Here is a 20,672-nt window from a genome sequence, read left to right as displayed (position 1 = left end):
CCCCTCATGGCCCTGCCCGAGATCACCTCGTACTCCATGCCGACCGCGGCAGACCTGCCCGCCAACCGGGTCGACTGGAAGGTCGACCCGTCCCGCGCGGTCCTGCTCGTGCACGACCTGCAGAACTACTTCCTCTCCGCCTACGACGACCGGACCGACCTGATCCCGGAACTCCTCACAGGCGTCGCCGCCCTGAGGGCCCGTGCCGGACAACTCGGCATCCCCGTCCTCTACACGGCCCAGCCCGGCGGACAGACCCCAGCGCAGCGAGGCCTGCAACAGGACTTCTGGGGCCCCGGCCTGCCCGCCGACCCGGCCGCCGAGGCGATCGCCGAGGCCGTCGCACCCGGCCCCGAGGACACCGTCGTCACCAAATGGAAGTACAGCGGCTTCGCCCGCACCGACCTCGCCGACCGGCTCGCCGTACTCGGCCGCGACCAGCTCGTCATCACGGGTGTCTACGCCCACATCGGCGTGCTGATGACCGCCTGCGACGCCTGGACGCGGGACATCCAGGCGTTCGTCGTGGCCGACGCCGTGGCGGACTTCTCCGCCGAGGACCACGCCATGGCCCTGAAGTGGGCGGCCGGCCGGTGCGCCGCCGTCACCACCGTCGACACCGTTCTCGAAGGGATCTGAACACCATGACGCTCACCCTGGAGCACATGCGGAAGGACATCGCCGACGTCCTCGGCGAGTCCGTCGACGACATCCCCGACGACGAGAACCTCGTCGACTACGGCCTCGACTCCGTCCGCCTGATGATGCTGGTCGGCCGCTGGCGCGAGGCACACGGGGTGGACACGGCCGTCGCGGACCTCGCCGAACGCCCGGCGATCGAGGAATGGGCCGTACTTCTGAAGATCACCGCCTGAAGATCACCGCCTGAAGATCACCGCCTGAAGACCACCGACCGGGACCATCGCCCGGGACCACCTGCCGGAATCCCCTCCCGCGGGGAGAGTCGGCGCGGACGGAGGGGACGTGGCGGTTCAGTGGCCACCCCTCCCCGTCCGTGCCGCATGAACATGGTCGTACCCTGCAAGTGTTCAGCCCGGCCCATCGGATGCAGGAGACCTGTTGAGCACCGCGGACGACTCCCCGACCAGCTACTTCGAGCGAATCGACGAACGGAGGTACCGGCCCACCCGCCACGCCGGCGGCGCCTGGAACGCGGACGAACTGCACTTCAGCCCCGTGGGCGGCCTCGTCACGCACGCCATCGAGCGCTTCCTCGCCGCGCGCGGGGGCGCGGGCGGTGCTGGGGGCGGGGAGATGCGCATCGGCCGCATCAGCTTCGACATCCTCGGCCGCATCGCCGTCGACGACATCGAGATCCACGTCGAGACGATCCGCCCCGGTCGCACCATCGAGCTCGTCGAGGCGACGCTCGCCATCGCCGGACGTTCCGTGGTCCGTGCCCGCGCGTGGCTCCTCGCGGCGGGCGACACCGCCTCCGTGGCGGGCGGCGACACCGAGCCGCTGCCCCACCCGGACCGCGCCGAACCGTGGCCGATGGCCGATCTCTGGTCCGGCGGCTTCATCGCCTCGATCGACGTGCGTACGGTCGGCCTCCCGCAGCCCGGCCGCACCACCGCCTGGATCACCACCGGCCTGGACCTGGTGGCCGGTGAGCAGGCCGGTCCGCTCGCGTCCTACGTGGCCCTCGTCGACACCGCGAACGGCATCGCGGTGCGTCAGCCGCCCGGCAAGTGGATGTTCCCCAACGTCGACCTGACTCTCCACCTGCACCGTCAACCCCGGGGCGAATGGGCCGGCTTGGACACTTCCGTCACCTTCGGCGCCGAAGGCCACGGTGTCACCAGCACCGTGCTCCACGACGTCCACGGCCCGATCGGCCAGTGTCAGCAGATGCTGACGGTCCGGCCGCTGGAAGCCCCCTGACACGTGCCACGCCCGGCCCGTCACCCGTCGCCCGTCGCCGCGGGAGTGGGCCCCGCGGCGCGTGGGCCCCGAGGCCGTCCGGCACTTCGGCGTGCACGGGCCTGCGGGGCGCCGAGACGTCGCTTCCCACCCCGAAACCCGTTGGTGCGGGATGCGCGTCCCGGATAGGTTCCGTACTCAACTTGCCGCAACGTGCGCGGCATTGCTCCCGAACCCGGACAAGCCGTCGCGGTCGGTGTGCTCGACGACACGGCAGGGGGACGGTCGGATGGCGGGTGTATGGGTGACGGTCTGTCTGCCGCCCGAGGCGGTGGTCGATGTCGAGGGAGCGCTCGCCAAGGCCCTCGCACCCTTCTATCAGGACACGAGCGACAACCCCGTCGACCGCGGCATGTGGGACGCGCGTCGCATCCACGGGGGGAGCGACGGCATGGGTTTCGCCGTCGCTCCCGGGCACGAGGACGATCCGAGGCTCATCCACGACGACCGCCGGTACGACGGCACACCATGCCCCAGCGCCCCGGGCGTCTGTGCCGGAGGGCCGCGCGCCCTGCTCGACTTCTCGCAGCCGCACCTCGCTTCCGAGCGTGCCGTCGTAGCGTCCTGGGACCTGTGGCACAGCCTGTCCGCCACGCATCCCCCGGCCGTTCCCCTCGCGGTCTTCGTGGACCGTTGGCGGAACGATCCGGAGGCGTTCCCCGGTGACCGGTTCGGCGAGGAGATGCTTGCCGCCTACCGGGCCCAGCCGCTGATCGGGGCCTACCTCGATCATCCGTTCAGCCTCGACATGGGATATCTGGGCTTTCTGGGCCCCCACGATCCCGAGGAGCACCCCGTCATCGGCTACGCCGGAACCCGTGCCGCGTACATCCGTGACTTCACCGGGGCGAACCCGCCGGACACGGACGTGCTCACCCCGGACGGCTGGTGGTTGGAGGGCGGCACCCACGCCGTCCATGCCTTCTGCGAGCCCGCCCTCTGCCCTCACGTTCCTTCGAGGCCCGCGGTGTGGCCGGGAAGTGAGGCGTATCTCGCGGACCTGCCCGGCGACACCGTCCTCGTCCGGCTCCACTGCCACTCCTGACGTCACCTCTGACGTCACCTCTGACATCAGAGGTGACGTCGCGCGGGCGGTGCCGCCGGGCGTGCGGTGCGTGCTTCCAGGGTGAGGCGGGCGAGTTCGTCGAAGCCGATGCCGTCGAAGTCGCCCACGGAGGTGGTCAGGCGGTTCTTCAGCGGGGCCGACCAGCGTTCGCCGATCGCCTCCGGCCGCCCCGCGAGCAGCCCCGCGATCGAACCGACGGTGGCGCCGTTGGAGTCGGTGTCCCAACCGCCCGATACCGCACGGCAGATGGAGCCCTGGAAGTCGCCGTCGGCGTGGGTGAGGGCGGCGGCGACCAGGGCGGCGTTCGGCAGGACGTGCACCCAGTGGTGGTCGGGTGCGTATCGGGCGTGGAGTACGTCGACGACCCGCTCGAAGCCGGAGGCGGTGCCGGTGGGTTCCGCGCGCGCGGTGTCGACACCGAGGCGGACGGCCTGTGCGTAACGCGAGTTCGGCGGGACGTGACGGAGGGCCGCGGCCAACGCCTCGTGCACCGTGGTGGGGCCGGGGCCGGCCGCGTGCGCGAGGGCCGCCGCCACGAACGCCGCGCCGTGGACACCGTTGCCCGTGTGCGACAGCACCGCGTCACGGCGGGCGAGTTCGGCGGCCCGCGCCGGGTTTCCCGGGTTGGTCCAGCCGAAGACGTCGGCCCTGATCTGGGCGCCGATCCACTCGCGGAACGGATTGCGGTACGTCGCCGTCAGCGGCGGTTCCAGCCCGGCGAGGAGGTTGCGGTAGGCGACACGCTCCGCGGTGAACGTGCGGCCCGCCGGCAGTTCGTCCAGCCACAGCCGTGCCACGTCGTCCGTGGTGAACCCGTCGCCGCGGCCACGGAGCAGCAGCAGGTTGAGGAGCGGGTAGTCGAGGTCGTCGTCCTCCGGCATTCCGTCGATGTTCTCGGCGAGCGAGGTGGAGCGGGAGCGGCGGTTCCAGGGATGGGCGGTGGCGACGGCCGCGTCCAGGCCCCTCGCGGTGAACCAGGTGCGCAGGGGCCAGTTTCCGGTGGAACGGGCGATGGCACGGATGCCGTCGAGGGAGACCTTCTCGACGGGTTTGCCCAGCAGGCAGCCGATCGCCCGGCCCAGCCACGCCGCGTGCAGGCGGTCGTGTTCCGTGTTCGGGGCGGGCCGGGGGTGAGGGGGCGTGTCACCCGCCGGGTCACGGTCCGCGTCCTCGCGGAGCGGTGCGGGCGCCGCTTCCGCCGCGGTGAGCGGCGACGGGAGATCGGCGAGCGCGTCCAGCAGTTCCTCCGCGAGTGCCCGCAGCCGGGGCGGGGCGGGGTGCGGCGAGGCGCCCGCGCGTTCCGGCGCCGGGTGGCCGCCCGCCGCGGCCCAGCGGCGTCCGATCTCCGTCGCGTCACGGCCGTCCAGCGCCGCCTGACGCAGTTCGTGCCCGACCAGGTCCTCGGGCTGCACCCATGTCAGACGTGTCATCAGAGGCTCGTGATCGCGGCGAAGGCGGCCTCGTGGGCGCGTCGCCGTTCCAGGTCGCGGGTGTGGACCTCGCGGGCGACGCGGGCCAGGGAGACGGCCGGGGACCACAGGTCCAGCCGGCTCGCCCGGGCGACCTCGGTGCCCCACTCCTCGGGCACCGCGCCCTCGCCGTGCAGGGCGCCGACGAGCGCACCGCTCATCGTGGCGGTCGAGTCGCAGTCGCGGCCGTAGTTCACGGCACCGAGCACCGTCCGCCGGAAGTCGCCGCCGCCCACCAGCAACATGCCCAGCGCGATGGGGAGTTCCTCGATGGAGTGCAGGCGTGAGGGGCGCCGGGCCCCCAGGGACGGGTTGCGGTACTCCGGACCGACGGTGTCGAAGGGGGCCACCGCCTCCCGCAGCGGGGCGAGGGCCTCCTCGAAGTCGTCGTACCGCACGGCGACGTCGCACACCGCCTCGATCGCCGAGCGGGTGCCGTCCTTCGCCACCCCGAGGGCGGACGCGACGACGGACGCGGGCGTCGCGCCCGGCACGAACGCCGCCGCCACCGCCGCGGCGAAGACGCCCGCCGCCTCGCGGCCGTAGGACGACTGGTGCGCGCCCGCGATGTCCAGGGCCTCCTCGTACGCCGTGCGCGGGTTGCCCGCGTTCACCACACCGACGGGGGCCATGTACATCGCCGCACCGCAGTTGACGATGTTGCCGACGCCCGCCTCGCGCGGGTCGACGTGCCCGTAGTGGAGGCGCGCGACGATCCACTTCTCCGCGAGGAAGATCCGCTGGAGCGGCAGTGCCTCCGCCTCCAGCTCGGGAATCCAGCGGGGACGGGTCATCAGGTCGGGGACCAGGTGGTCGGCGATCGCGTGGGCGTCGAGGTGGTCGCGGACCTTCTCGTACACGCGGACCAGGGCATGGGTCATCAGGGTGTCGTCGGTGACGTGTCCGTCGCCCTTGTGGTACGGCGCGATGGGGCGTGCGGTCCGCCAGGCGTCGCCGTGGAACGGACCCACGATGCCGTGCACCCGGCCGCCGTGCCGTTCGACGATGGCCTGCGGGGTCCAGCCCTCGACGGGGCCGCCGAGCGCGTCGCCCACGGCGGCCCCGACGAGCGTGCCCGCGGTGCGGTTCTCCAGGCTCAGGACGGTGGGCGTGGTGTCGGTGCGGGTGGTCATGCCGGGAAGCCTCCGGGGGAGGGGAGGCCGGCGCGGCCGTCCGGCGCGGCGACCGGACGCCCCACCGGGAGGCCGAACTCCGGTCCGGTCGGGCGGTGGTGTGCGGTCCACCGGTGGAGTGGCGGCGGAGGGGGATCGGCATGCATGGCGTTGCACTTTCCTTTTTGTCAGGGATGCCCCATTGGCCTCGTTGGTGGTAGAGGATACGGCTGCCGGCGTCGATGAGGCGGTTGCACGGAGCCGCGCGTGTGCTGCCCGGCCGCGTCCGGTGCCCGGTCGGCCCCCCGAGGGCCTGTCGGGTGACCTCCGGCCGGGCGGCCACGTCCTGGCACGCGCGCTTCCGGTGTTGCCGGGACGGCCGAGCGGCTCCGCCGCCGGGCCGTCCCGGCGTACTGGAACCGCCCGCGCCGTGCCGCGTCCGCCTTCCGGCCGAAGGCCATTCGACCGGCTCCGGGCCGCCCCCGTGCGCCGGGGCCGCACGGCCGCGGCGGCAGGGGGTGCGATCCCGCCCCCCGCGGGATGTGTCATCCGTACGAGAGGTCCGAGCAGGGGTTGTCGTCGGCGGAGCGTGCGTCGTCGGCCACCTTGACGGGGACGGCGGGCGGCGGGGTGGAGGCGGAGGCGTCCGGTTGGTCCGCGTACACGCTGCCGACGACGACGGCGATGCCCGGCGCGGTGACCTGGGTGAGTTCCGCGCCCGGGAAGACGCGGGCGAGTTCCCCGGCCCGGTCCTCCTGGCCGGGGCCGTACCGGATCACCGTGCCGACCTGCGTGCGGACGTCGGCCGTCGTGACGTCGGTGACGGTGAAACCGTGCCCCTTCAGGGTTTCGGCGGCGCGGGCGGCGAGGCCGGGCACCGTGGTGCCGTTGTGCACGGCCACCGAGATGCCGGCGCCCGACACGGGCCCGTCGGCGCCCGGCGTGGGCGACGAGGCCGGTGCCCCGGCCTTCCCGTTCCCGGCGTCCTCTCCGTCGAGGGTGCGGTCGGCCCTCAGCGCCGCCCACAGGGCGTCGGCGTCCGGGTGGACGATCGCCACCCGGGCGCCCTGGTACTTCCACGGCACGGTCACGAACTTGGTGTTGTGGAGATCGATGTCCTTCATCGACATCGCGAAGGAGACCAGCTTGTCGGCCGAGCCGAGCCCGGGGTCGACGGTCATCGACTTGGTCGCCGCGTCCGCGAGCGGGAACAGTTTGGCCGGTGTGAGCCCGTCACTCTTGATCTGCTTCAACAGGCTCGCGACAAAGGCCTGTTGCCGCTTTATGCGCCCTATGTCCGAACCGTCGCCGATGCCGTGCCGGATGCGCACGTAGTCCAGTGCCTTCCGGCCGGAGACGGTCTGCGGGCCCTTGGCGAAGATCCGCTCGCCCCGCGTGGTGCGGTTCGGGTTGAGGTCCTGCTGATAGACGTCCTGGGGCAGGCAGACCTGGACGCCGCCGACGGCATCGGTCATCGTCGCGAAGCCCTTGAAGTCGACGACGACGGTGTGGTCGACGCGCAGCCCGGTGAGCTTCTCGACGGTGTTCTGGGTGCAGGCGGGATTGCCCCGGGCGGTCTCGCCGACCGAGTAGGCGGCGTTGAACATGACGTTGTGCTGGGGGCGGGACCAGCTGCCGTCCGGCAGTTTGCAGGACGGGATGTCGACAAGGGTGTCGCGGGGGATGGACACGGCGACGGCGTGTTTCTGGTCCGCGTAGGTGTGCAGCAGGAACGCGGTGTCGGAGCGGCCGACGTCGTCCTTGTCCCCGCCGCCCAGCTCGCTGTTGCCGTCGGTCCTCCCGTCCGAGCCGATCACCAGGACGTTCGATCCCTTGGTGGAGGCGGGCGGCCGGTCGCCGGACACCCCGTCCGCGTCGAAGGTGGTGATGTTCCCGTTCAGCCGCAGATACACCCAGCCCGCACCGGCCGTCCCCAGGACGAGCAGCGAGGCGGTGATGGCGAGGACGGTCCGGCCGCGCCCCCGCCTGCGCCGCCGGCCGCGCTCCGCCGCTGGGCGCGCGCGGCGCCGGGATGCCTGGCGGCTGTCTGTCATGTGTCCATCCCATCGGTCATGCGGGCAACCCATTGGTTCCGGTCACAGGGAAGGACGACTGATCCCGCCCCACGGTTGTACAGTTGCGCAATGTAGCAAGCGTGATCGGTGAACGACGCCCCGCGCGGGCCGTAGAAGAAGAGAGGGGTGGGTGGAGTGTTCCGCAACGCGCTGGAGCCCTGGCATCTGCTGATCCTGGTGCTGGTGATCGTCGTGGTGTTCGGGTCGAAGAAGCTGCCCGACAGTGCCCGGGCCCTGGGCAAGTCGCTGCGCATCCTGAAGAGCGAGACCAGGGCCATGAAGGAGGAGAACGCGCCGACTTCGGCTCCGGCCTCCTCCGGCCCGGTTCCGCCCGACCCGGCCGCGTCCGACGCGTCTGGCGGGTCCGAGACGGTGTCCCCGTCGGTCCGGATCGTGCCGGGGGTGTCGTCCGAAGCCGCCGCGTCCCGGAGCGTCCGGTCGGCGCCGGGCGACGCCTCCTCGGCCCGTCCCGTGAGGGAGAACGGCACCGAGCCGCGCTGACGCGTGCGGCGGCCCTCTCCGGTCCCGTCCCGTTCGCGCCCGCCGGCCCGGTGCGCGTGTCACGATCGGGTGCACGGGCGCGCCCCGACCCGCACGAGCACTTCAAAGATTGCGTAATGTTTGAACTATCGTGAGGTCAGTACGCACCCGACGGAGCCCGGTGCTCCGGTGGGCAGATCATCGGCGCGCGTCGAAGGAGAGCAGTAGTGTTGGGCGTCAGTCTCGCCAAGGGTCAGAACGTCGTCCTGAACCAGGACGGCACACCGCTCGCCGATGTCACCGTCGGCCTGGGTTGGGACGCGCAACCGGTAGGTGGCGCGGACTTCGACCTCGACGCTTCCGCGATCATCTGCGGACCGGATCAGAAGGTCGTCTCCGACCGGCACTTCGTCTTCTACAACAACCTCGCCAGCCCGGACGGGGCGGTGCGGCACACCGGTGACAACGTGACCGGAGAGGGCGACGGCGACGACGAGCAGCTTCTCATCGACCTCGACCGGCTGGACGAGAAGACCGGACAGATCGTCTTCACCGTCTCCATCCACGACGCGCAGAACCGCGGCCAGAACTTCGGGCAGGTGGAGGACGCCTACATCCGCGTGGTCGACAACCTCACGGGCCGCGAGATGTGCCGCTACGAACTCTCCTACGACGCCGCGGGCGAGACGGCGATGGTCTTCGGCGCCCTCTACCGCCGGGGCGGCGAGTGGAAGTTCCGTGCGATCGGGCAGGGATACGCGTCGGGGCTGGCCGGCATCGCCACGGACTACGGCGTGGACGTCTCCTGAGCGAGCGGGACCTTCGGAAACACACCCCTCGCCTGCGAGCAGTGGCCGCGGACGGACGAGCGGGAGCCCCGGACCGGGCCCGGAATCGGGCCCGGTCCGGTCGTGTCCGCGCCGGATCGGAGCTCCCGGCCGACGCGGACACCGCCGGTGCGCATGCCGCGCGGACACCGGGCGAGCGGCCGTGTCCGGACGGGTCCGGTGCCCGGTCCGCTCTCCGCGCGCCGCGGTCAGCCGCGCAGGTCGGGGAGGCCCGGCCCGCTGAAGTCCGGTCCGCTGTAGTCGGGCCGGCCGAAGTCCGGTCCGCCGGAGCCGGAGCCACCGGTGGAGCCCGGTCCGTCGAAGCCCGGGCTGGCGAAACCCGGTCCGCTGTAGTCGGGCCGGCCGAAGTCCGGTCCGCCGGAGCCGGAGCCACCGGTGGAGCCCGGACCGGCGAAGTCGGGACTGTCGAAATCCGGGCTGCCGAATGCCGGACGACCGAAGTCGGGGCTGCTGAAGCGGGGCCGGTGATCCGGGGCCCCGCTCCGGCCGGGCTCGGCCTCCACCGGTTCCTCCCGGAGCCGGGCGACGAGGAACGGCCGGATGCCGGCGTCGCGCAGCGCGTCGTGCCACGCCTCCCTGGCCCGGTCGAGGTCCTCGGAGTGCTCGGCCCGGACGTCGGTGCCGGACGCCCTGTGCTCCGCCGCGGTCCGGTAGAGGGCCACGACGCCGATGACGGCCGCCAGCGCCGCCGTGCCGAGGCTGATCCAGCCCGCGTCGATCAGGGTGGCCGCCATGACGGTCCAGCTGTCGGTGAGCCGCAGTACGTACCCCAGTCCCAGGAACGTTGCCGCGGCGACGGCGGCCAGGACCGGGGTGAGCACAGCCAGTACGGGCACCAGACCCGCGCCCGTGCGCTCCTGGTGCCCCGGCCCGGACAGGGAGGCCGCCCCGCCCGGCTGCCCGCCGTCGTGCGTCCGCCGCCGCAGCGCCAGGTAGGACAGGTACTCGGCCTCGGCGGCCGACGCGACACGGGGACCGGCCGCGAGGCCCTTGACGCGCAACTGCCCCGCGCCGATGCGTGACCGGGCCAGCAGCCGCTGTATCTCCGCCGAGCCGATGACCTCGTCGAGGACCGCCGCGTAGTCGGCCCTGTCCTCGTCCCGCAGCCGGAACGACCGGTCCATTCCGTTCCCCCGATGTGTGTGATCCGCTGCCCGGCTCGTGCCGGGCGCGACATGCAGGACCCGTCGGGCCCAGCGCTGCGGCCGGGAAGGTTCACCGGCCCGCGACGCCCGGTACGGCACCTCGCCGCGTCGTCACCTCGTCCGCGTACATCCAGTACGCCGACGGTGCTCCGCCCCGCGATGCACCGCACCGGACGCCGCGGGCTTCCCGGCAAGGCCTCCCGGTCACAGCACTACAGGTGGCCGGCGACGGCCGGCATCAGGTCCTGGAAGGTACGCCCGTTCGCGGCGGCGCCGATGGCGGTCATCTGCCAACCCGACCCCGAACGCGTCACCTTGGCCATGATCTGCGCGGTGTGCCGCCCGCCGCCGGTCAGTGTGTAGCGCGCCAGCTCCTGCCCGGTGGTCTCGTCGACCAGACGGCAGAAGGCGTTCTCGACCTCCTCGAAGGTCTGACCGGTGAACGAGTTCACGGTGAACACGATCTGGTCGACATGGGCGGGGACGCGGTGCAGATCGACGACGATCGATTCGTCGTCGCCCCCCTGGCCGGCGCCCCCGACCAGGTTGTCGCCGGTGTGGCGCACCGCCCCGTCGTCGCTCGTCAGATGCTGGAAGAAGACGACGTCCTGTGCCTGTCCACCGGCGAACAGGATCGCCGAGGCGTCCAGGTCGATCTCGCGTGCGGTGAGACGGGCGAGGAACCCCTTGCGGGGTGCGGCCTTCCAGCCGAGCCCCATGCGTACGACGGTGAGTTCACCGCCGCCGGACTTGGCGAGGCTGATGCGCTGGCCCTTGGAAAGATCGACGCTCATGGATCCGTTTCGCCTCTCGGATGTGCCCGCCGGTGGTCGGTCCGACGGGACGGGTCGGACGTGTCGGGGCCGACGGGCGGCCCCGACACGTCAGAGATTGACGCCGAAGTCCGCGACGATGCCGCTCAGACCGGAGGCGTACCCCTGGCCGACGGCACGGAACTTCCACTCGGCGCCGTTGCGGTACAGCTCGCCGAAGACCATCGCGGTCTCGGTGGACGCGTCCTCGCTGAGGTCGTAGCGGGCGATCTCGGCGCCGCCCGCCTGGTTGACCACCCGGATGTACGCGTTGCGGACCTGGCCGAAACTCTGGCCCCGGCCCTCCGCCTCGTGGATCGACACCGGGAACACGATCTTGGCGACCTCCGCGGGCACGGCGGCGAGATCGACCTTGACGATCTCGTCGTCCCCCTCGCCCTCGCCGGTGAGGTTGTCACCGGTGTGCTCGACCGAACCGTCGGGGCTCCGGAGGTTGTTGTAGAAGACGAAGTGACCGTTGGAGAGGACCTTTCCGGCCGCGTCGCACAGCAGGGCGCTGGCGTCCAGGTCGTAATCCGCGCCGGTGGTCGTACGGACGTCCCAGCCCAGTCCCACCAGCACAGCGGTGAGTCCGGGAGCCTCCTTGGTCAGCGAGACGTTCCCACCCTTGGCGAGGCTCACACCCACAGTGATTCTCCTTCTTCCCGATTTCATGTCGAACATGGCGTCTCTTCCCAAGCACGACGCCGGACGGTGACCGCCCGCGCGCACTGCGACACCAACTGAAATCTACAGCACTGTAGAGGTTGCGGCGGGGTGGCGGCGGTGTCGTCGTGGGTGCGGGGACGGGCGGAGAGCGCGCCGCGACCAACGGAACGCGGACGCGGCGTCGTTGCGGTCGACGGGGGGAGCGGGGCGATTGCCGGTGGGGCGCGTGCGCGCGGCGTCCGCGGTGTGGGGCGGGCCTGCCGCCGGTGCGGTCGGCGGCGTGCGCCTCGCCGGGGTTCGCCGATCCGGGCCCTGCCTGCGGGGAAGGGGCGGGCGCTGCCGCGGCCCCGACGTCACGAAGGTCGGTGCGTCTCGTGAGGGAGCGTCACATCGGCTTGTGGATATGGCGGTTGGCGCTCGGAAGGGCGCGTCCTCCGGGCCTCGGCGATGCTTCGCCGAAGCGAACCTAACAGGCGTCACGACATCATGTCTAGACCAAAGTGCGTGACTGTACGTACTGGACCGGACGCGAAAAGCGATGGGAATGTGACCTGAATCACAAGATCCTTGACAGTCGTCGGGAGGTGTCGAAAGCTCGTTCATCATTGGTCTGGACCACGATGAATGGGCGGGGTTCATGTTCGAGCCGTCACATACTTCCGCCACGGGCTCGTCGCGTGCGCCCGGTGAACCACGGTTCGAACGCCCCGGACCGGGGCCGCGGGGGATCGCGGCGGCCGGCCGGCGCGGGGGGCCCGGGTGCGGTGACGGTCCGGTGCCGTTGTCGTCCGGGCCGGTGGCGGCGGTGCGCGGCGGCCGGGGGTGCTGATGGACCGTCGGCCCGCGGACGTGCGGCTCGCGTTGTGCGAACTGTGGCAGGCGTTCGGTGGCATGACCCTGTTGGCCCGGTACGGTGCCGACGCGCCCTGGCCACATTCGTCCTGGGCCCGAGAGGCGCAGGGGGCGCTGACGCCGCGTCTGAGGGCGGTGGCCGAGCTGGCCCGGCCGCGGGGGCGTGTTCCCTCGTTCCTGACCGGAGGCGTCGGCTCGCGCAGGACGGGCATCGCCGACGAGATCGACGGCATGAGGCGCACGCCCGCCGGACTCGTCCGCGACGAACTCGCCCGGGAGTACCCGCAGGGGTTCGACGACCCGCTGATCGCCGCGCTGATCCGTGAGCCCGAGGTGCAACTCGGTTATCTCGCCGTGGAGTTCACCAACTTCTGGCGCGTCGCGATGGAACCGCGCGGTACCGGACTCGCGCGCTCCCTGGAGGAGGAGATCCTCTTCCGGTCGCGCACACTCGCCATGAGCGGGGGTGCGGCGCTGTTGCAGGAGCTCGGGCTTCCGGCCGACCGCACGGACGACGCGGATCGTCTGACCGTGGTGCCGATGCTGCTCACGGACGAAACCCACCTGTGGTCGGCGGTCGGCGACCGCACCGTGGTCTCGTACGCCGCGCGCGGAGCGGGCCTCCTGCGCGGTTCGGCGAAGCGGGACGGTACCGCGCAGCCGCAACGCGGCGACCGGCTGGCCATCCTGCTGGGCAGGGGGCGCGCCTCCGTCGTCCGCGAACTGTCGGCGCCGACCACCACGTCCGCGCTCGCCGATCACCTGGGACTCGCCGTGAGCACGGTCTCCGAGCATCTGTCGGCCCTGGTGTCCGCCGGTGTGGTGCAACGTCACCGGGCCGGTACGCGGGTGCTGTACGAGCTCAACCGCGAGGGCATGACGCTCACCGAGTGCTTCATGAACCAATGACCCGTTGCCGACGCGGAGTCGCCGGACCGGTCCGACGGCCGTCATGACCCGCGACGGGGGCGGCGCCCTTCGTCCTCCGCACCGCATAGGTTGGCAGGCTCACGTCATTCATCTGGGAGTCGGCGATGCGCGCGGGCCTGTGCCGGACAGGATCCGAATGCCCAACCAGACGTGCAACCAAGGCGATTCGGCGCACACCGAAAGGGTTGTCCGGTGTGGGGCGGTCGACAAGAGTCGAGGTGGGAACCGCTCGACCGGAGGACCGCAACGCCGTGTGCAAGCCACTTGGAACCGTCAACTTCCTGAGACCCGCGAGCGTCGCGGATGGCCCCGACGCGCTGCCGACCTGACAGGTCGTCGGAACCAGGTCGTGGCAGCGGGACCGTGACGACACCGCCGTCCTCGCCCACCCGCCGTGACATCGCCCCCCCCGGTGACAGCACAACACCGGAGGCGGACCCGCGCCCCGTCGAATCCGTACCCCCGGCCCGCGGCGCACGACGTCCGACGCGCACGTCGTGGCACCGGCGGCCCCGGCCGCGCGGTACCACCCCCGATCTCCCTTCCACCTCCCCTTCCGCAACCGGACCGGCGCGGTCGGCGACGGCCGGCCCCGGACCCCGGCGACGGAGCCGTACCGGCCTTCCGCGCCCCGGTGACGTGCCCCGCGCGGGTGCCACCGCGAGGCGACCGGACCGACCAGCCCCAGAGAACGCCGACGAGCGTCGACGAACTTCGAACGACGGAGTGATTGCATGCCGACTCCTGCCCCCTACCTGTACCGAGCCCCTTCGTCCCGCCCGTACTTCAGCGCGGACGGCGAGTCGTACCTGGCGCAGACGCCGCTGCGGGACATCCGCAAGTCGTACGACCTGCGCGTGTTGTCCGAAGAGGACTTCGCCCACTGGCAGACCTACGGCTACGTCGTCGTGAAGCGGGCGATCACCGCCGACGCGGCGAAGCGGCTGCTCGACTTCACCTGGGACTTCCAGGGCCTCGACCCCGACCGGCCGGACAGCTGGTACGAGGACCGGCCGTTCCGCACGGACCTGGACCGCGAACTGCACGTCTACGGTTTCGTCGAGGCGTACCACCACCAGCTGATCTGGGACAGCCGCCAGGCGCAGCGCGTCTACGACGCGTTCGTCGACGTGTGGGACTGCGAGGAGCTGTGGGTCACCCTGGACCGGCTCAACCTCAACCCGCCCAACGTCAAGAACCGCGACCGCGCGCTCATCGCCCCCACGGACAAGGGCTTCGACATCGAGCTGCACTGGGATGTCGACACCTCGCTCGCCGTGCTGCCGCAGCGGGTGCAGGGCATCATCGCGCTGAACGACACCCAGCCGGAGCTCGGCGGATTCCAGTGTTCGCCGGAGCTGTTCCGGCAGTTCGAGCCGTGGAAGATCGGGCAGCCCGCGGACCGCGACCCGATCCGGCCGGACACCGACCGGGAGGAGTTCCCCGTCGTACGGCCGCAGCTGGAAGCCGGTGACCTGCTGATCTGGAACGGGCTGCTGGCACACGGCGTGGCCCGCAACACCTCCGGGAACGGCGTCCGCGCCGTCCAGTACCTCTCGATGATGCCCGCCCTGGAGTCGTACGACGCACTGCGCCGTTCGCGGGTCGAGTCCTGGCGCGACCTGTCCACCCCGGACTGGAACAAGACCCTGGTCGGCGATCTGACGACGCACGAATCCCTCAGGTACGGCACCGCCGAACTTGACGCCCTCGGCGAGAAGCTGCTGGGGCTCAGGTCCTGGCACGGACAGAAATCCGAGCAGTCGACCGGAGACACGGCATGCGCAGAATCTGCCTGACACTTCCCACCAACAGGGCCTGCGCCGCCACGATCGCGGCCGTGGGCGAGGAGGCGGACCACGCGGCCACCCACTTCGACGTGGAAGTGGACCTGCTGATCCTCGACTCCTCCGACGCGGAGGTGTTCGCACAGCACGCGCGGGTCGTGCAGGAGTCGCGCCGGGCCCCAGGTGTGACCGTGCACCACCTCGCCGAGGCGGACCAGCGGGCCTTCCTCGAGGAGGTGATCCGGACCTCCGGAGTCGGCAAGCCCGACCTACTCCTCGACCTGATGCTCCCGTCCGGTGTGTCCTACGGCGCCTGCACCAACCGCGCCTTCCTCATCGCGGGGGCTCTCGGCTGCCGCTCCGTGCACCGCAGGGACTCGGACAGCGACTACCAGGCCCTCGACGGCCGGCCGGTCTTTCCCGTCCATCACGAGCTCACCTCGCTCGGGAGGACCGCGGCCGACGCGGCGAGCGGTGTGACCGAGACGGTGCTCGGCCCGGAACACGCCGACAAGCCCGTGGCGATGGTGGGCAGCTCCTTCGTCGGCGAACTGTCGGTGGACATCGGTGAGATCGCCCGGCTCGACAACGACGTCTACCACGACGTGGTCAGCCTGTGGGCCCCGCGCGCCTGGCCCGAGGAGCAGAAGCGGGCGCTGGTCGAGGAGTCGTTCACGGGGGCGGGCACCGACCCGTTCGTCCGCGACCACTCGACCCTCACCCACGTCGACCCGATGCGCGTGGACATGTGCAACATCGCCTTCCTGGACGAGGTGTACGAGCGGGTGCCGTTGCCGCCCGCCACCGACACCATCGGCAGCGACTACTTCCTCATGCACCTGGTGCACGACGGCACGCTGCCGGGGGTGCTGCACAACCGCAACATCGTCAACTTCTACACGCCCGAACGCCGCACCGACGCGGGTTTCATGGCGTACCAGTTGAGGTTCACGAAGTTCTTCCTCTCGATGCTCTACCTCAACTCCGTCTACGACCAGATGGCCGGGGCCGGGGCCTCGCTCCTCGACGACCGGCACCGGGTCCGGCCGGCCGCGGTCGCCGACATGGTCCGGGAGAGCACCCTGCTCGACCGGGAGGAGAACGTGCACCGGCTGGACGTCATCGACCGTTCGTACCGCCGACTCGGCGGCAGATACGCGGAGTTCGCCGAGTCCCTCGCCGCGCGCGGCGAGCGGCTGCTCGACGAGGCCCAGGCGGACATGGAGGACTTCGCCCTGCTGATCGAGGCATGGGGACCGCTGGTCGAGGCGAGCAGGACCACCGCCCTCCACCGGCCGCACCCGCGTCCGTCCTCGGCCCCGGACGCATCGGCATCATGCGGCTGAACGCACACATGCGGGCCGCGCTGACGGCCGCCACCGAGGACCGGATCGTCTTCGACCTCGCCGGAATCGAGGCGCAGTACGACGAACTGCTGCGGGAACTCCCCGGCGTCCGCGTCCGGTTCGCCATGAAGGCATGCCCCGTCGACGAGGTCCTCGCCCGCCTGGCGGGCAGGGGATCGGGCTTCGACGCGGCGAGCCCCAACGAGATCCGGCAGGCACTCGACACCGGTGTTCCGGCCGAACGGATCCACTACGGCAACACCATCAAGTCGGACCACAACATCGCCGCCGCGTACCGGCTCGGCATCCGGGACTTCGCCACCGACAGCCTGCAGGACGTCGCGGCGATAGCGGAACACGCCCCCGGGGCACGGGTGTTCTGCCGACTGGCCACCGCCGGGGACGGGGCGCTGTGGGGCCTCAGCCGGAAATTCGGCTGCTCGGCGGCGGACGCGCTGCTCGTGATGGACGCGGCGCGATCGGCCGGGCTGGTACCGGCCGGCCTGTCCGTGCACGTGGGCTCGCAGCAGATGACGTCCGAGGCGTGGCAGGACACCTTCGACCGCCTCGCCGACGTGATCGTGGCCCTCGACCGGCGGGGCATCCTGCTGGACCACGTCAATCTCGGCGGCGGACTGCCCGCCCTCGGCTACCTCGACAACCGGGGCCGTCCGCTGGACCCCCCGGTGGACAAGATCTTCGCCGTGATGCGGGAGGGCATGCAACACCTCGGTGCCGTCTCCGAATCCCCACTGGAGTTCCTCGTCGAACCGGGCCGCCACCTGGTCGCCGACCACGGGGCGATCAGGGCGCACGTGGCCCGTCTCTCGTCCAGGCAGCAGCTCGACGGCGCACGTGAGCACTGGCTCTACCTGAGCTGCGGGAAGTTCAACGGCCTGTACGAGATGGACCAGTTGCAGTACCGGCTGCTGTTTCCCACTCACGCCGACGGGGACCGCGTCCACGCCGACGGGAGCTGCCTCCACGCCGACGCGGACCACGTCCACGCCGTCGTCGCCGGACCCACCTGCGACAGCGACGACGCCTACGCCCACGAGCACAACCGGGTCCGCGTGCCCGGGGCCGTCGCGTCGGGGGATCCGGTCTGGATCCTCTCCTGCGGCGCCTACGCAACCGGATACATGACCCAGGGGTTCAACGGCTTCACCCCGCTTCCGTACACCTGGACACAGGGCGAGTAGAGGAATCACCACCGTGCGCATACGACATATCTCCGAGGACGACTGGGACGGCATCACGGCACTGGAGGCCGACGTCTACGGCCCGCTCGGACTGTCGGAGGGACGGGCCGCGCTGCGGTCCAGGGCCCACGCCTCTCCCGGTACCTGCTTCGTGCTCGACCACGGACGACGCGCGGCGGGATACCTGCTCGCCCTGCCGTACCCGATGTTCGCGTTCCCGGACCTGGAACGGGAGGAGGACGTCGTCTTCCACTCGCGGAACCTGCACCTGCACGACCTCGTCGTGGCCGAGGAGTTCCGCGGCCGGGGGCTGGCGAAGAACCTGCTGCGCCACCTCACGGGCACGGCCGCCTCGAAGGGCTACGACGGAATCTCCCTGATCGCCGTGTCGGGCAGTGACACCTTCTGGGCGGCCAACGGCTACCGGGCCCACCCCGACGTCGCACCACCACCGGGCTACGGCACGGACGCGGTGTACATGTCCAGGACGGTGCCGGGCGACCGCCACGGGACAACGAACCTCGCCGACGAGCCGTCGCTCGGGGCACCTCTGCAAGACGAAGTGGGCTGATCTCATATGCTGGGCGTTCGTGACCCGTTCCACCGGGCGCAACTGGCCATCGCGGCACTGTTCTGCTTTCTCGGGTTCCAGTACGCCACCTGGGCGTCGAGGCTCCCCGCCATCAAGACGGAACTCGGCCTCTCGGAAGCGGAACTGGGCCTGCTGCTGATGGCCTGCGGGGCGGGCGCGGCGGCGTCGTTCCCCCTGGTGACGGTGTTGATGAGGCGACTGGGTTCGCGACGCCTCGCGTTCCTGTCCGCGGTCTGCCTGAGTCTGCTGCTGCTCGCGCTCGCCGCGGCACCGAACTATCCGGTCGCTCTCGCGGTCGTCTGCTGCGACGGCGTCGCCGTCGGCTGCCTGAACGTCGCGATGAACGCGCAGGGGGCGGCGCTCGAAGCCACCCACCGGCGCACCGCCATGTCCCGGCTGCACGCGACCTTCAGCGCCGGGTCCCTGTTCGCCGCGCTGCTCGCCTCCGGGGTGAACACGGTGACCACGTCCGTGGCCGCGCACTTCGGGGTCGCCGCCGTGATCCTCCTGCTGCTGGTCGTCCTCACCCGCTCGGGACTCCTGACGGAGGACCGGAAGGAGAAGGGTGAGGGGGAGGAGTCCGGCGAGAGCACCGGGGAGAAGCGCCGGAGCAAGTGGACCGTGCCGACCCGGGTCACCCTGTGGATGGGCTTCGCGATGGTGTTCGGCACGGTGACCGAGGGCGCCATGAACGACTGGTCCGCGCTCTACATGAAGGACGTCGTCGACGCGTCGGCCCAACTCGCGCCCATGGGCATCGCGGTCGTCTCGGTCATGATGGTGCTGGCCCGTCTCTTCGCCGACGGCTGGCGCAGCCGCTGGGGCGACGGACGCATCGTGAGGATCGGCAGCGCGGTGGGCGGTGTCGGGCTGGCACTCGCCCTGCTGACCGGTGGCGTGGTGCCCGCGCTGATCGGGTTCGCCTGCGTCGGCCTGGGCGTCGCCGCCGTCACCCCGTGCGTCTACGTGGCGGCGGCCGGGCAGGGCACACAGGCGCTGGCCCTGGTCGCCGCCATGGGGACGACGGGCCTGCTGGCCGGCCCCGCGCTGATCGGCTTCATCGCGAGTGCCAGCAACCTGGTGTGGGGGATGGGCGCCGTCGCGGTCAGCGCCCTCCTCGTGTCGTTGTGCGCGACCCGGATCAGCTGGCCGAAGACCGCCGCCGAACCGGAGCCGAGCACGGTCTGAGAGCCTGTCGGGCCACCTTCGGCCGCCCGGCCGGAGGCCACCGACAGGCCCTGAGCACCAACGCGGCCAACGGCCGCTCCCGGGCCCGGTGCCACGGGGTTCGGCAGCACATCGAGCGATACGGGGCGCGCCCCGGACGTCCCCACGGCGTCCGGGGCGCGCCGCGTGTCGTGGAACCGCCGGCGGAGCAGGGGCGGAACGGGCCGTGACGGGGCGGGCGGTGGTCCGTCGGGCCGGTGTCGCCGCCGCCCCCGATTCCCTCTACTGTTCCCGTGTGGAAATCGCCGGGACCGGCATCGGCCGGACGGCGCCGGAACGTCGAGGCAGTACGCCGGCGAGGGGGAGACCGTGATCGAGAGAATCGTGCCGTCCCAGGTGGTCGTGGAGGAGGCGTTCTCCGATCCGCCCCTGGCCACGCTCTTCCCCGCGGAAGAGGAACTGATCCGCAACTCCGTCGAGGTGCGGCGCAAGGAGTTCACCACGGTGCGCCACTGCGCCCGGCGTGCGCTCGGAACGCTCGGCATCGCTCCCGCGCCGATCCTCAAGGGCGAACGCGGCGCGCCGATCTGGCCGGAGAAGACGGTCGGGAGCATGACCCACTGCAAGGGCTTCCGGGCCGCGGCCGTCGCCCATCGGGCGGACATCCTCACCATCGGGGTCGACGCCGAACCACACGCGCCGCTGCCCGACGACGTGCTGGAGGCCATCGCCCTTCCGTCGGAACAGCGGCGCGAGCGCGAACTGAGCGCCCGGATACCCGGGATTCGGTGGGACCGGCTGCTGTTCAGTGCGAAGGAGAGCGTCTACAAGGCGTGGTTCCCGCTCACCCGGCGCTGGCTGGGCTTCGAGCAGGCCGACATCGTGCTCCGCCCGGACGGTGAATTCACCGCCGAACTCCTCGTCCCCGAAGAGATGTTGAGCCCCGCCGCGGCGGTGCCCGTACAACCCGTCCCGGGGAGCGGGCCCGGACGGCCGTTCCCACCGTCCACCGCGTCCCCGGCGGTCCCCAGGGTCCTCCGCGGACGCTGGCTGGTCGCGGACGGCCTGCTGGCGACCTCGATCGTCGTCGTGAACGGACCGACGGCCCCCACCGACCCGTCCACGGCGGCCGACGGCCTCACCACACCCGTCACGGGCACGGGCGTCGGTGTCTGA

Annotated in this window: 19 protein-coding genes; 13 read left to right on the top strand and 6 right to left on the bottom strand. The window is 71.5% G+C overall.

All coding sequences use genetic code 11. The features are described from left to right. The first annotated feature begins 6 nt into the window (after positions 1-6). From ACF1CT_RS11840 to ACF1CT_RS11825, 4 genes are all read left to right on the top strand, one after another. Positions 7-639, top strand: coding sequence for an isochorismatase family protein (locus tag ACF1CT_RS11840; protein WP_391783663.1), 633 nt, complete (start codon positions 7-9; stop codon positions 637-639). 5 nt (positions 640-644) lie between these two features. Beyond that, entirely contained in the window at positions 645-875 is a 231-nt protein-coding gene (locus ACF1CT_RS11835) for a phosphopantetheine-binding protein (RefSeq protein ID WP_391783662.1), read from the top strand. Positions 876-1,080: 205 nt separating this feature from the next. Then, positions 1,081-1,905, top strand: a complete 825-nt coding sequence (locus tag ACF1CT_RS11830) for a thioesterase family protein (RefSeq protein ID WP_391783661.1) — start codon at positions 1,081-1,083, stop codon at positions 1,903-1,905. Between the two features lie 268 nt (positions 1,906-2,173). Next, entirely contained in the window at positions 2,174-2,989 is an 816-nt protein-coding gene (locus ACF1CT_RS11825) for a hypothetical protein (protein WP_391783660.1), read from the top strand. 26 nt (positions 2,990-3,015) lie between these two features. Here the strand turns inward: ACF1CT_RS11825 and ACF1CT_RS11820 are convergent, their stop codons facing one another. From ACF1CT_RS11820 to ACF1CT_RS11810, 3 genes are all read right to left on the bottom strand, one after another. Beyond that, the gene (locus ACF1CT_RS11820) at positions 3,016-4,440 is read right to left on the bottom strand and encodes an ADP-ribosylglycohydrolase family protein (RefSeq protein WP_391783659.1); all 1,425 of its coding nucleotides are present in this window, start codon (positions 4,438-4,440) and stop codon (positions 3,016-3,018) included. After that, positions 4,440-5,612, bottom strand: a complete 1,173-nt coding sequence (locus tag ACF1CT_RS11815) for an ADP-ribosylglycohydrolase family protein (RefSeq protein WP_391783658.1) — start codon at positions 5,610-5,612, stop codon at positions 4,440-4,442. Before ACF1CT_RS11815 ends, ACF1CT_RS11820 begins: the two co-directional genes overlap by 1 nt. A gap of 524 nt (positions 5,613-6,136) precedes the next feature. Further along, positions 6,137-7,645, bottom strand: coding sequence for an LCP family protein (locus ACF1CT_RS11810; protein WP_391783657.1), 1,509 nt, complete (start codon positions 7,643-7,645; stop codon positions 6,137-6,139). Positions 7,646-7,792: 147 nt separating this feature from the next. Here ACF1CT_RS11810 and tatA point away from each other — a divergent pair, with 147 nt between their 5' ends. Both tatA and ACF1CT_RS11800 read left to right on the top strand, forming a co-directional pair. Further along, the gene (gene tatA / locus ACF1CT_RS11805) at positions 7,793-8,167 is read left to right on the top strand and encodes a Sec-independent protein translocase subunit TatA (RefSeq protein ID WP_391783656.1); all 375 of its coding nucleotides are present in this window, start codon (positions 7,793-7,795) and stop codon (positions 8,165-8,167) included. Between the two features lie 209 nt (positions 8,168-8,376). Further along, the gene (locus ACF1CT_RS11800; RefSeq protein WP_391783711.1) at positions 8,377-8,955 is read left to right on the top strand and encodes a TerD family protein; all 579 of its coding nucleotides are present in this window, start codon (positions 8,377-8,379) and stop codon (positions 8,953-8,955) included. A 227-nt stretch (positions 8,956-9,182) separates the two neighbouring features. Here the strand turns inward: ACF1CT_RS11800 and ACF1CT_RS11795 are convergent, their stop codons facing one another. From ACF1CT_RS11795 to ACF1CT_RS11785, 3 genes are all read right to left on the bottom strand, one after another. Further along, complete coding sequence (locus ACF1CT_RS11795; protein WP_391783655.1) at positions 9,183-10,118, bottom strand: hypothetical protein; 936 nt, start codon at positions 10,116-10,118, stop codon at positions 9,183-9,185. A gap of 233 nt (positions 10,119-10,351) precedes the next feature. Beyond that, positions 10,352-10,933, bottom strand: coding sequence for a TerD family protein (locus ACF1CT_RS11790; RefSeq protein WP_391783654.1), 582 nt, complete (start codon positions 10,931-10,933; stop codon positions 10,352-10,354). Positions 10,934-11,023: 90 nt separating this feature from the next. Further along, on the bottom strand, positions 11,024-11,599 hold the full coding sequence (locus ACF1CT_RS11785) for a TerD family protein (protein WP_391783653.1): 576 nt from the start codon (positions 11,597-11,599) through the stop codon (positions 11,024-11,026). An 849-nt stretch (positions 11,600-12,448) separates the two neighbouring features. Here ACF1CT_RS11785 and ACF1CT_RS11780 point away from each other — a divergent pair. From ACF1CT_RS11780 to ACF1CT_RS11750, 7 genes are all read left to right on the top strand, one after another. Beyond that, positions 12,449-13,381, top strand: a complete 933-nt coding sequence (locus tag ACF1CT_RS11780; protein WP_391783652.1) for an ArsR/SmtB family transcription factor — start codon at positions 12,449-12,451, stop codon at positions 13,379-13,381. A gap of 755 nt (positions 13,382-14,136) precedes the next feature. Further along, on the top strand, positions 14,137-15,201 hold the full coding sequence (locus tag ACF1CT_RS11775) for a phytanoyl-CoA dioxygenase family protein (RefSeq protein WP_391783651.1): 1,065 nt from the start codon (positions 14,137-14,139) through the stop codon (positions 15,199-15,201). Then, positions 15,183-16,535, top strand: a complete 1,353-nt coding sequence (locus ACF1CT_RS11770; protein ID WP_391783650.1) for a DUF6271 family protein — start codon at positions 15,183-15,185, stop codon at positions 16,533-16,535. The genes ACF1CT_RS11775 and ACF1CT_RS11770 overlap by 19 nt, the downstream gene beginning before the upstream one ends. Beyond that, entirely contained in the window at positions 16,526-17,737 is a 1,212-nt protein-coding gene (locus ACF1CT_RS11765; RefSeq protein ID WP_391783649.1) for a type III PLP-dependent enzyme, read from the top strand. The genes ACF1CT_RS11770 and ACF1CT_RS11765 overlap by 10 nt, the downstream gene beginning before the upstream one ends. Positions 17,738-17,750: 13 nt before the next feature. Then, positions 17,751-18,308, top strand: coding sequence for a GNAT family N-acetyltransferase (locus ACF1CT_RS11760; protein WP_391783648.1), 558 nt, complete (start codon positions 17,751-17,753; stop codon positions 18,306-18,308). A 6-nt stretch (positions 18,309-18,314) separates the two neighbouring features. After that, positions 18,315-19,517 carry an MFS transporter gene (locus ACF1CT_RS11755; protein ID WP_391783647.1) on the top strand — a complete coding sequence of 401 codons (1,203 nt, stop codon included), beginning with the start codon at positions 18,315-18,317 and terminating at the stop codon, positions 19,515-19,517. A 348-nt stretch (positions 19,518-19,865) separates the two neighbouring features. Further along, positions 19,866-20,672: a 4'-phosphopantetheinyl transferase gene (locus ACF1CT_RS11750; RefSeq protein WP_391783646.1), complete on the top strand. Its 807-nt coding sequence runs from the start codon at positions 19,866-19,868 to the stop codon at positions 20,670-20,672.

The sequence above is a fragment of the Streptomyces sp. NPDC014734 genome (assembly GCF_043083325.1).
In the GTDB taxonomy this organism is placed as follows: domain Bacteria; phylum Actinomycetota; class Actinomycetes; order Streptomycetales; family Streptomycetaceae; genus Streptomyces.
This window is presented reverse-complemented; position numbering and strand designations above follow the sequence as displayed.

Excerpts from the sequence above, each read along its gene's own strand:
- ACF1CT_RS11790 (WP_391783654.1), bottom strand. The coding sequence starts at position 10,933 with ATGAGCGTCGATCTTTCCAAGGGCCAGCGCATCAGCCTCGCCAAGTCC.
- ACF1CT_RS11810 (WP_391783657.1), bottom strand. The coding sequence starts at position 7,645 with ATGACAGACAGCCGCCAGGCATCCCGGCGCCGCGCGCGCCCAGCGGCG.
- ACF1CT_RS11775 (WP_391783651.1), top strand. The coding sequence starts at position 14,137 with ATGCCGACTCCTGCCCCCTACCTGTACCGAGCCCCTTCGTCCCGCCCG.
- ACF1CT_RS11755 (WP_391783647.1), top strand. The coding sequence starts at position 18,315 with ATGCTGGGCGTTCGTGACCCGTTCCACCGGGCGCAACTGGCCATCGCG.
- ACF1CT_RS11825 (WP_391783660.1), top strand. The coding sequence starts at position 2,174 with ATGGCGGGTGTATGGGTGACGGTCTGTCTGCCGCCCGAGGCGGTGGTC.
- ACF1CT_RS11765 (WP_391783649.1), top strand. The coding sequence starts at position 16,526 with ATGCGGCTGAACGCACACATGCGGGCCGCGCTGACGGCCGCCACCGAG.
- ACF1CT_RS11820 (WP_391783659.1), bottom strand. The coding sequence starts at position 4,440 with ATGACACGTCTGACATGGGTGCAGCCCGAGGACCTGGTCGGGCACGAA.
- ACF1CT_RS11795 (WP_391783655.1), bottom strand. The coding sequence starts at position 10,118 with ATGGACCGGTCGTTCCGGCTGCGGGACGAGGACAGGGCCGACTACGCG.
- ACF1CT_RS11815 (WP_391783658.1), bottom strand. The coding sequence starts at position 5,612 with ATGACCACCCGCACCGACACCACGCCCACCGTCCTGAGCCTGGAGAAC.
- ACF1CT_RS11770 (WP_391783650.1), top strand. The coding sequence starts at position 15,183 with ATGCGCAGAATCTGCCTGACACTTCCCACCAACAGGGCCTGCGCCGCC.
- ACF1CT_RS11835 (WP_391783662.1), top strand. The coding sequence starts at position 645 with ATGACGCTCACCCTGGAGCACATGCGGAAGGACATCGCCGACGTCCTC.
- ACF1CT_RS11780 (WP_391783652.1), top strand. The coding sequence starts at position 12,449 with ATGGACCGTCGGCCCGCGGACGTGCGGCTCGCGTTGTGCGAACTGTGG.
- ACF1CT_RS11840 (WP_391783663.1), top strand. The coding sequence starts at position 7 with ATGGCCCTGCCCGAGATCACCTCGTACTCCATGCCGACCGCGGCAGAC.